The sequence below is a fragment of the Archangium sp. genome (genome assembly GCF_057119385.1).
The window spans coordinates 59,339-70,496 of sequence record NZ_DBNGVP010000070.1; the positions used below are offsets into that span (position 1 = coordinate 59,339).

At 66.7% G+C, this 11,158-nt stretch carries 7 protein-coding genes; 1 reads left to right on the top strand and 6 read right to left on the bottom strand.

From position 1 onward, the window contains the following. Positions 1 to 19: 19 nt before the first annotated feature. The 6 genes from AC16DP_RS16475 to AC16DP_RS16500 form a co-directional block, all read right to left on the bottom strand. The gene (locus AC16DP_RS16475) at positions 20 to 3,673 is read right to left on the bottom strand and encodes a S8 family peptidase (protein ID WP_329727157.1); all 3,654 of its coding nucleotides are present in this window, start codon (positions 3,671 to 3,673) and stop codon (positions 20 to 22) included. 90 nt (positions 3,674 to 3,763) lie between these two features. Further along, a complete protein-coding gene (locus AC16DP_RS16480; RefSeq protein WP_329727156.1) occupies positions 3,764 to 5,269 on the bottom strand; it encodes a hypothetical protein in 1,506 nt (501 codons plus the stop codon). A 269-nt stretch (positions 5,270 to 5,538) separates the two neighbouring features. Next, on the bottom strand, positions 5,539 to 6,693 hold the full coding sequence (locus AC16DP_RS16485; RefSeq protein ID WP_329727155.1) for a hypothetical protein: 1,155 nt from the start codon (positions 6,691 to 6,693) through the stop codon (positions 5,539 to 5,541). Beyond that, positions 6,690 to 7,010, bottom strand: coding sequence for a hypothetical protein (locus AC16DP_RS16490; protein WP_329727154.1), 321 nt, complete (start codon positions 7,008 to 7,010; stop codon positions 6,690 to 6,692). The genes AC16DP_RS16485 and AC16DP_RS16490 overlap by 4 nt, the downstream gene beginning before the upstream one ends. An 84-nt stretch (positions 7,011 to 7,094) precedes the next feature. Further along, a complete protein-coding gene (locus AC16DP_RS16495; protein ID WP_329727153.1) occupies positions 7,095 to 7,925 on the bottom strand; it encodes a hypothetical protein in 831 nt (276 codons plus the stop codon). Positions 7,926 to 8,006: 81 nt separating this feature from the next. After that, positions 8,007 to 9,287, bottom strand: a complete 1,281-nt coding sequence (locus tag AC16DP_RS16500; protein ID WP_329727152.1) for a hypothetical protein — start codon at positions 9,285 to 9,287, stop codon at positions 8,007 to 8,009. A gap of 630 nt (positions 9,288 to 9,917) precedes the next feature. Between AC16DP_RS16500 and AC16DP_RS16505 the strand changes: the two genes are divergently transcribed. Beyond that, positions 9,918 to 11,126, top strand: a complete 1,209-nt coding sequence (locus AC16DP_RS16505; RefSeq protein WP_329727151.1) for a hypothetical protein — start codon at positions 9,918 to 9,920, stop codon at positions 11,124 to 11,126. Positions 11,127 to 11,158 lie beyond the last annotated feature (32 nt).

Here is an 11,158-nt window from a genome sequence, read left to right on the forward strand (position 1 = left end):
GCGCATCCCGGGTCATTCGTCAGGGGATCCGTCCCCGGCGGCGAGCGGTGCCCGTCAGCGCGAGCAACAGCAGGAGCTGGACGGGGGCGGAGGCGCCGGGCATCGCGCTGCAACCCATGTTTCCCTCTCCTGGGTTGGGAGGGGGCACGCTCCCGGGTACCTGCCGGAGTTGGAAGCGGCGGGGCTCCGACCACTCCCCCGCTCCGTCCGTGGCCGAAACGGCACGAACCCTCCAGGCATAGGCCCTGCCCTGCTCGAGCCGCGCGCCGTCGAGGGTGAAGAAGGTACTCCCGTCCCGGCCCTCCTCGATGCCCTGCAGGGAGTGCACCACCTCGCCGCCCGCCATGACATCGAGCAGCTCGAAGTCATAGGTGAACGGGGCGTCTCCGGCATGCGGAACGTTCCGCACGATGAAGGTCAGGGACCTGGGCCCGGCGGGCGCATCCCCCTCCGGCTCCAGCAGTTGGGGCGCCGTGAGAGCGCTCTGCTTGTTGCGCACATTGAGCGTGAACTGTGCCGTGCCCGTCCCTCCCCGGCCATCCGAGACACTGATCTTCACGATGGAGAAGTAGCCCCACGCGCACGCCGGGGGAGTCCAGCGGATCATCCCCGTGGAGGAATCGATCGTCATCCCCAAGGGATACTGCGTCAACGAGAAGGAGAGCGGATCCCCATTGGGATCCGAGGCGGAGAGCTGAAGCGAGTACTGCGTACCGCAGTAGGCCGTCTGGGTGGTGGTGATGGGATTGATCGTGGGCGGCTGGTTCTGCGTGATGACCTGCACCACCACCTGCGCCTGCGCGTCGGTGTGGCTGTCCATGTCGCGCACCCGGACCCGCGCCGTGAAGGTGCCGCCCTGCGTGTACGTGTACCGGGCCGTGGGAGCAGCCGTCTCCGCCTCGAAGATCCCATCCCCATTGAAGTCCCACGCGTAACCGCTCACCGGGTCGGTGGTGCCGTCCTCGGCCCCCGTCGTGGCGGAGACCGTGAAGTCCACCACCAGGGGCGCGCTTCCACTCGACGGAGTAGCCGAGAACGAGAGGACCCTCGGGCTGACATCCGCGACGGTGACGGCCGTCCACTGGACCTGCGAGGCCTCGCCGGACCGGCCGGTGACCCGGAGGGCCACCTTGTAGTCACCCTGGCTGGCGTAATCACAGGTGTGGATGACGAGCCCCTGCGGAGCATCGAGGTCCTCCTGCTCGGGCACGAAGTCCACCCCGTCGTAGTGGCAGCTCCACTCGACCTTCCAGGGACCATCCTCCGCGTTGGCCACGCGGAAGGAGGCCTGGACGGAGACGAGGCTCCCCTCCTTCGGGCTGCCGCTCGTGATGACAGGGGTGGTGACCACCGGCACGTTCGGAGAAGTCTCCGGTGGGATCGTCTTGAACAGGAGGGAGGTGCCATCCGCCAGGCGGGGCTCCAGGTAGCTGAACTGCTGGACGGCCGTGGGCAGCAGCTGGATGCCCACCGTGGCGCTCCCGCCGTTGTCGAGCTCCGGGTAGTCCGCGTCCCCGTAGAACACCTGGGCATAGTTGAACGCGATGTCCGAGCTGTTCTCGAAGAACACCACCTGGAACTTGAGGGGTTGGACCGGGAAGATGGGAGAGATGGCCACGTCGCGCCACTCGATGACGAACCTCCGGTGCGGCGCGGTGCCAAGGGTCTCGTGGTACAGGCCCGAGGGCTCGACACCCGGCACCTCCAGGTTCTGCCAGAGGGGAAGGATGGCCGTCTGGAAGAAGGTGGAGGGCAGGGCCGTGTTGGCCGAGGCGGACGGAACGGGAGCGAAGGCGATGTAGCCGTTGCTGTTCACGTAGAGCGTGGTGAACCCATCGGACACATCCGCGAAGCGGATGGGAAAGGGCGCGGAGATGACGCTGGTCGTCTCGTCGGAGGCCCCGTCGACGCGGACGTTCGCCTCGGTCATGGTCTCGTAGGAGAACGGCCGTGTCTCCGCGGGAACGTAGTGGTTGAGCACATCCACGGTGAGCGACTCGCCCCCGGGGAAGGTGAGCGTGTACGTGCCCGGCTGCTCCGGGGTGAACTCTCCCGAGTAGAGGCCATCACCCGCCGCCAGGTCCCCTCCCCCGCCCTCATCATGAAGGGAGACCACCGTCTCCGCGCTCCCCGCGACGCGCACGGAGACATCCCCCGCGGGCACGGCGCAGCGGATGTTCAACACGGAGAGGGGGAGCGGAAACCCGACGACCGTGGCCACCCGGCCGGACGTCACCATGGGCGCCAGCCGTTGGGTGAGGGTCTGGTTCTCGCAATTCAATGCACCCGTGCCCCCGGGCCCCCAGGCGCGCAGACGCCGGCCCGTCATCGTGAATCCCGACAGGCTGGCAATGGGCTGCGCCCCGGCCTGCAGCAGGTTCTTGATGGCCCTCCAGTCCCGGGTGGGATCCTGCGCCGCGAGCAGGCCGGCCACGCCCACGACGTACGGGGAGGCCATGGAGGTGCCATTGAAGCTGCGATAGGCATTGCCCGGCACCGTGCTGAGGATGTCCACGCCCGGAGCGCCCAGGTGCACGGTGTGCGGGCCGTAGCTCGACAAACTCCACCGCGCATCCTTCCGGTCCGTGGCCGCGACCACGAGCATGTTCGGCAACTGGTGTTTGGCGGGCCAGCTCTCCGCGGTGTCGATGTTGGCGTTGACGTTGCCCGCGGCCGCCACGAACAGCATCCCCGCCTCCTGGTGCTTCAGGATGGCCGTGCGCATGAGCTCCGAGTTGCAGGTGCGGGACCGGCAGCTCCAGGAGTTGTTGGTGGCGATGATGTTGACCGGGTTCTTCGCGCGCTGCTTCAGGCGCAACAGGTAGTCCATGCACTTGAGCGCGTTCGCCTCCGTCCCGTTGCCCGCCTTGTCGAGGAACTTGCAGGCGATGATTTTCGCGTTCCAGTTGACGCCAGCGATTCCCTGCCCGTTGTTGCCCACCGCGCCCAGGATGCCCGCCACGTGCGTCCCGTGGTTGCCGTCGTCCATGGGATCGCCCGTGCCGGTGATGGCGTTGATGCCATGCACGTCGTCCACATAGCCATTGCCGTCATCATCGAGCCCGTTGCCCGGAATCTCCCCGGGATTGGTCCACACATTGGGCGCCAGGTCCGGATGGTTGTAGTCGAGGCCACTGTCGATCACCGCCAGGACGACCTCGTTGCTGCCCTGCGTGAGGCTCCAGGCCTCGGTGGCGCCGATGTCCGCTCCCGCGACGCCCGCGTCCTGTCCCGTGTTCTTCAGGCCCCAGAGGCTTCCGAAGAGCGAATCATCCGGGACCACCGGAGCCACGCTGTCGCTGGAGTAGACGGCGTTGTACCCGGCGGACAGCACGCGCGGATCCGCCCGGTAGGCCTCGAGGGCCCGCTCCAGGTCCGTCCCCTCGGGCAGCCGGATGACCTGCAGGCCCGGCAGGGACGCGTAGGAATGGACGACCTTCGCACCCCACCTGGCGTGGAGCGAGGACGGCTCGCCCGTGCGGGACGGCGCCCGGAAACGCACCAGGAGCTCCCCCTCCACATACCGCTTCTCTCCGGTCCCGCCCGGGAGCACGGGCTCCGGGGAAACACCGCCGGGCGTCTGCCCACACCCCTGAAGCACGAGCACCAGCACGGCCAGCCCCACGAGGCCCGCCGCGGGCATCCCCTGCCCCTTGCGAACGCTGTCCATCATTGACGGTGTTCCTTCCTCACTCCACGTCCCGCTACGAGAAGGCCCGGCCCCCGCGCGATGCGGAGGACCGGGCCCACACCCCTGCCTTCGTCAGTGAGCGCCGCTCGGCTTGAAGAGCGGCGTCGTCCAGAAGTTCAGCAGCCGCTGCATCTCGCACTTGCGGCGCCACAGGTCGTTGTACTGACGCGTCTCGCCATCCACCGGATCCGTGGGCGAGATGTAGTACAGCGGCTTGGACACGTCACTGGCGTTCGGCATGAGCGAGTCGGAGCCGGAGGCCGCGAGGAAGCCAGACAGCTGGGTCATCTGGTTGATGCCACGCGGAGCGACATGGAAGTTGCTCGTCCCCGTCTCGGCGTAATGGCAACCACCGCACGTCTGCAGGGCGAACGAGTGCCGGGTCGCCGTCTTGAAGCTGCCACCATTCGGCTCGTAGGCGCCCTGCGCCATGGAGGACAGATCCCAGACGAGCTGCTGTCCCAGCGCGCCCTTGGACCGCGAGGCTCCGCCAACCATGTGCGCCGGCAGGGTGGCGAGATCCTCCTGGTCGATGAGGGACGCGTTGTTGAGGAGGTAGTCATCCAGGTTCGTGCCCATGTAGGCGGGATCCGTCTGCTCCTCGCCCCCCCGGTTGTACCGGCTGTCGGGCGTCAGCTTGACGGTGTCCGGCCGCAGAACACAGACACCCGAGGAGCAGTCACGCACCTGCTCACGCAACTCCCACGCCCGGTTCGCGAGCGACGCCGTGTCGAACTCGATCTCGTTGGTGCGCACCTGGCTGATGGCCGAGCCACCGGGGATCCACGACGGATCATAGGTGGTCACCAGGTCCGTGAGCTGCTGCAACGCGCCGTTGTAGGACTCACCGAACGGGTAGTTGGCCAGCTGGTGCCAGTAATAGGCCCAATCGAAGGTGTTCAGGTGCTGGGTGAGCTTGTACTCGAAGATGACCGTGCCCTTCATGGCGCCGTTGTTGCTGGCCGCGTCGCTGAGCTTGTTGAGATCCACGAAGCCGAAGACGAAGCGCATCTCGCCAGGGCTGGCGGAGCCATACGCATTCCCGCTCAGGTCGATGCGGTTGATGATGGCCAGCAGCCGGAAGGGCGCCTGGTTGAAATCGAGCGTGCACGGCCCGGTCGTCGCACAGCCACTCTTGGCCCGCCAGGTGTTGATGAGCCGGGTGGTGATACCGCCCCGGGCGGCCACCTGATGGCCGTTGACGACCTGGGTGGTCTGCCACGTGCTGAGCCAGTTCAGCACGAACTCCGAGGTTCCCACCGCGTCCTTGTTCCCGGCGATCTGCGACATGAGATAGCCAAAGGACCACTTGCCCCTGGAGCTCGGCGAAGCACAGCCCGTGCCGTTGAACTGGGTGCGGCAGGAATCGTTCACGACGGTGAGATCCCGGACCACCAATTCCTTGTCCATGTTGATGACAGGCGTGGTGAACGGACAGGCCGGCAGCACCTTCTGACCGAGCGTCCCGAGCTCGGACGGATTCTTCCCTGCCCCGGGCGCGCTCTCGCCCCCACAGCCGGCCAACACACCCAGACCCGCGGCCATGCTCAACAACGACTTGCTCCAGGACGCCTTCATGTCGGACTCCCTCCCAAATGAATGGACATACCCCTGCCCTCCCGGACGAGAGCCGAGGGGTGCTGCGACTGCCACGGCATCGGCAACGGCTGACAGCGTATGGCGGGGGGAATGGGTGACGGCCCTTCCTGGGGGTCGGAAGTCACGGGCCGTCAACCCGAACCATGGGGCTCCAAATACACTGAACACCCTGGGTGAAGTCAAGACAAGATCTGTAAAAGCCGCGTTACCCGCAATTCCTCATTGAATGTAAAATTTCACACGGGCATTCAACGCTGACACCAGGATTGACCCTGCGGATCCTTGCAGCCCTCCAGCACCCAACGGGCGATGAGCGCGCGGAGCTCGCGAGGAAGCTCCACGCCGGCCATGGGCATACCAGGCTGCGCGGCGGCGAGCCCGTGCTCCGCTTCCAGCGCACGGCTCTCCAACCGGCGCCAGAACTCCGTGCCGGACTTGCGCCGCAGGTAGGCCTTGAGCCCCTCCGCGTCCGCGGTGAAGGCGGCGATGGCCCGGGGGCTCGTCGCGTGACAGTGGACGCACGTGGCATCCCGGAAGAAGGGCCCCCACAGGTAGCTCACCAGGGCGGGAGGCACCGGGCCTCTCGCGGCCGAGTCCTCGGGCTTCAGCCGCGACACGCGCGCATCCAGCTCCCGCTCCGCCACGGCCCGCTTCTCGCCGAACAGCCGGTACAACAGCTCCGCTTCCTGGAGTGAGAGGGGAACCACGGGCATGGTGCGCGCCCCGCGGGGGGAGGAGGCCTTGCCATGGGCATACGCATGCAGCCACTCGGCGGTGTAGAGCCCCAACGCCACGTCGCTCCGGCCCGCCACGGGGCTCGGGCCGCCATGGCAGGTGACGCAACGGGCCGTCCACAGCGCCTCGGCCTGCCGCCGCTCCTCGTCCGAGAGCGTCGCGGTGGCCTCGGGCCGGGCCGGCGCCTTCACGCCCAGCAGCCGGGCCACGGCCTTCAGCTCCCGGGCCGTCAGGGACGGATAGGCCATCATCCGGGGCGCCCGGCTGCCCTGCGAGGGCGAGAGGCTGGCCGGGCGCTTCAGGAAGTCCGCCAGGCGCGTCCAGGACACGCGGGACACGCCCCCCGCCGCGGGCTCGAGGCTCTCCGGGGCATTCATGTAGGCCAGCGGGGAGGTGGCCATGCGCGCCAGCTTCTCGTCGCGCACGGGCACGGCGTAGTAGCGGCGATCCTTCACCCCCTTCGCGCCCAGCGCGGCCACCTCGTTCAGCTCCGCGTGGCAGCCATAGCACTGACTGTCATTCCACCTGCCCAGGCCGGTGGGAAAGCGGGACTGCGGCTCGACGCGCCGGGAGGTGTGGCACCCCGTGCACTCCGTCTCCACGGGAGCACCCGCCCCCGCCGCCGCGGCCGTCCCCACCCCCAGGCAGAGCAGGAGCGCCCATCTCATGGCGAGCCTCCGGACGGGGCGATGATCCGCACCCGCGAGGCGTCTCCTTGCACTCCGGTGGCCAGCCCCTGGACCACGGCGGAGAAGTCCTCGGCCGAGGCCTCGGAGGGCGTCTCCTTGCACTTCACGTACGCATCCACCAGGACGTAGCCGGAGACCTCCCACCCGGAAGCCGTATCCCCCTGGGGTGGCAGCCGCTGGAGGATGCAGGCCCGCTCCTGCTGCCTGCGCGCGTCCACTCCATTGCCATTTCCCCCGGGCTCGGTACAGGCCACCAGCCAGCCCCAACCCACGACGACCCAGATGCTCTTCGACATGCGCTGAAACTCCAGCACCGGAAGCGGCCATGGCATCAGCCCTGGCCACTCCCGGTTTCAGGTGATGAAAGACGAAGGGCGCTCCTACAGCCCGAACTGCAACACCAGCGGCTCCGGGGTGCAGACGTACTGCGGCTGGCTGGCCGTGGCCGGGGACATCACGGCCGTCTGCGCGGTCAGATCCATCACGAAGGACTTCGCGTACACCTCCCAGCCCACCTGGGGATCCGGCGTGCCGAAGAGCGAGGGGCTGAGCACGGCCAGCCGCGCGGACTCGTAGAGCACGTTCCAGCTGTTGCCGGTCACCTCGGCGGCGGTGTTGGTCGTCAGGACGCCATCGGTGGTGAGCCGCTGGTTGATCTCCGGCACCTTCACCTGCGGGCTGGACTCGTCGCAGAGCGGAACGCTGCCCTGCAGCGTCATCACCGGGCCCGCGGCGATCATCGCCCTCACATCCGCCTCCTCCTCGGGCAGGAAGTAGAGGCTCAGCTTGCAGATGATGGGATAGGTACCGGGCAGGGCGGCCGGCTTGAAACCATCCGGCATGTGGGCGAGCCGATCCTTGATGGCCTGCGTCGGCTCACACGCACCGTACGTGGGGACGGCGAGCTGCTTCGCGTCCGTGATGGCATTGGCGGTGAGGAAGTTGTTGTACTGGGTCACGGGCCGGTGCGCCGTGGGCCACAGGTTGATGATCATGCGGCGGAAATCGCCCAGGGCGGTGGAGGAGGTGGGGGCCACCTGCTCGTACCGCGTGTAGAAGATGGGGCCGCGGTTCGTCCCCAGGGTGGGAACGAAGACCATGTCGGGACCGTGGAGGGTCCGCGCGTAGTCGAGCTGCTGGGCCTCGGCTCGCGGCGCCACGAGCGCGAACAGGCCGAGCAGGGCAAGGGGAAGGTGGGTATGGATGCGCATGGAATGAAGGGCGTGTGAGGGAAAGAGAAGAGCGGGAGGCCCTCTGGAAGAGCCTCCCGCCCCTGTCACTTCACGTCTGGATTACGGGTTCTCCTGGCCGAGCAGCGCCACGCAGCCCGGGTCGGCCATGTTCCACGTCACGCGGCCGCTCTCGAAGCCGCCCATGAGGCAGGAGATGTTGAGCGTGGTGGAGGCGGTCACGTCCGTGGGGCCCGGGTTGTACGTGACGTTGATGACCTCGTTCTTGCTCATCATCAGCTTCTCGTAGTTGGCGCGCAGGGTGAAGATGGCCGAGCGCTCGTCGGACACCTGGCCGTTCACCGGCGTGGTGTACTTGCGCACCTCGTTGAACAGCTCGTCCTTCACCTGGCGCTCCACGGCGTTCACCACGTTGACGAAGTTGGCGTCATTCGGCGCGGTGGGGACCCAGACGCCGTTCACGAGGTACTCGATGCGGATGCCGCACTCGGCCTCCTTGTTGCACTGCACCACGCGCTGGAAGAAGGCCTTCACCTCCACGTCCAGACAGGAGTTGAGGTGGATGGAGGCGTAGCTGCTGGCCTGCTCGAAGAGCGTCTGCCAGTTCACGTGCAGGCGGGCCTGGCGGGTGAGGTTGCTGGTCTTGATCTCCCAGTCCACCTTCGCGGTGATCAGGTTATCCCACTGGCCGCCGAACGTCATCACATCCCGCAGACCCTGGACGTAGTCGGGCAGGGTGGTGGCCTGGAAGGAGATGTCCTGGGCCACGACGCTGCCGCTGTTCACGCCCGTGGACGCGAACTTGTACATCACGTTGGTGTCCAGGGCGTACGGCTCGTCCGGGTTCTGGCGGGTGAAGCAGTTGGGGACCTGCACCGTCCGGGGAACGCCGTTGACGATGATCTCGATGCTCTCCTTGGTGCAGCTCACGTCGATGCGGCCATCTACCTCATAGCCGGTGATCAGGAACTTGCTCTTGGCCTTGGAGGCCGGCGCCGGGGCAACGTAGAGCCCCTTGGAGGCGGCCTCGTTCTGCAGCCGCTGCAGCTCGCCCAGGTAGCTGGTGGTGGAGAGCGTACCGCCCAGGCGGCTCAGCTCGAGGCCCGCCCAGAAGCCGAACGTCGGATAGAAGGCGGAGATGTTGAAGCGCGGGATGGGGCTGGTGCTCGCCGCCGAGTCCACGGCAACTCCGCCACGGCGCGGCACGTAGTAGATGAGGAACGGATCATCCGTGTCCCCCATCAGCGTGAAGTTCTCCTGCACCAGGGCGGAGAAATTCTGCGCCACGGGACGGGCGGCGGGCGACATCGGCGCCGCCTGCGCCTGGCCAAGGGACGCAACGGAAGCAACGACCACAGCGGCGTGCATCAATGACTTCTTCATGGTGTGAACCATTCCTTTCTCAGACAACTCATGGGGTGCGGCTCGAAGGAAGCACCTCTCCCGTCAGGTCCATGTGTTCACGGACCCGTGACATTCACCCGGCGTCCCAGTGCGCCCGTGACAGAAGACACACGGGTGCCCGGCACGCCTGAGGTGGACAGGACGGACTACGGGTTGTGGCTTGAGTGGATTTCCCCCTCGAATCCAGGGCGCTCGGCCGTTGGATGAAAGGCATAATACTCGGTGCTCATCGGACCGCGAGTAAAATCGGCTTAACACCGCTTTTCCTGGCTGGAGAAACTTTTTCGTCCCTCTGCGATCTTCCCCCGCATTACAACGATGACATCTCTCACCAGCTTCGCTGGAATACGTCTGAATCAATCAGCCAATCCCATATTGTCAAAATCCGTACATACGCCGAGTATGTGAAGATACCGCCACGGGAAATACACAGACACGAGACAAGACCGTCATCCCGTACGTGGAATCACGCAGACACGGAGCAGCCGGACGCTCCAGGCAGCACCCGACACGCTGTTTGAGAAAGGGAAACCCATGAAGAAGACACTGCTTTCCGCTATCGCGGCCGTGGCCTCCGTTACATTGTCAGGACAAGCCGCCGCCGCGCCCATGTCCCCCAGCGCCCGCAACGTGGCGCAGTACTTCTCCACCACCGTGCAGGACTCCTTCACGCTGCTGGCGGATACGGATGACCCGCTGCTCGTCTATTACATCCCGCGCCGCGGTGGCGTGGCCGTCCAGTACCCGCTGAGCACCGCGCCGGCTCCGCGCTTCCAGATCAACGCCTATACGCCGCTCTCCGGCTTCTTCGCGGGTGAGGAGCTGACCAACATGAATGGCACGCTCTCCACCACCAGCTATCTGGGCTCGCTGCAGCAGTTGCAGAGCGAGGCCAGCGCGCGGGGCTTCTACATCACCCCGGCGCCGGCCTCGAAGGCGAAGACGCGCTTCCTCGTCGCCGGTTACGAGGTGACCAACGGCCGCATCGACGTGGCGTGCGCGCAGGAGTTCATCGAGGTGGTCACCTCCACCGGCGCCATCCGCCGGGTGCCCGTCCCCCGGTGCTTCACCCGCCAGGATCCCACCCAGCCGTACGACCTGGACACCAACGTGATGTACCGGTTCACCAGCACCAGCGCCTCCAGTGGAAGCGTCGTGGCCCAGGACCTCTCCTTCCAGGCCACCACCCTGCCCGGCTGGGTGGACACGATCCGCTTCCTCATGGCCACCGGCGGCCAGTGGGACCACATCCTGACGGCGAAGATCGACTGGGAGATCAAGACGAGCAGCCTCACCCGCCAGGCCCGCTTCAACGTGAACTGGCAGGTGCTCTTCGAGCAGGCGAGCACCTACGCCGCCTATCACTCCAACTCGTGCGTGGACAGCGAGGTGCGCGGCTTCTTCGAGCAACTCTCGCAGTGCGGCGCGGAGAACACGTGCGGCATTCGCATCGAATACCAGCAGACCAGCGGCGCCTGGGGTCCCACCGCGCCGAGTGACGCCAACTTCGTCAACGTGGTGACCTCCGTGCAGCGGCGGCTCCAGGACGAGCTGTTCAACGAGGTGCGCAAGTACACCCCGCCGGTGAACGGACAGATCAGCGACCAGCGCACGGCGTCCTTCACGCTGCGCGCCAACTACGACAAGCTCGCGCTGAACAAGAACGAGCTCATCTACATCACCTACAACCCGGGCCCCTCCAACGTGAGCGCCTCCACCACGCTCAACGTCTCGTGCCTGCTGGGCGGCTTCGAGCAGGGCAGCGTGACGTGGAACATGGATGACGCGGGCTGCCGCGCGCTGCTCGGCCAGCCGTAAGGCACCGCGGCCCCTCCCGCGCCTCCCCGGCA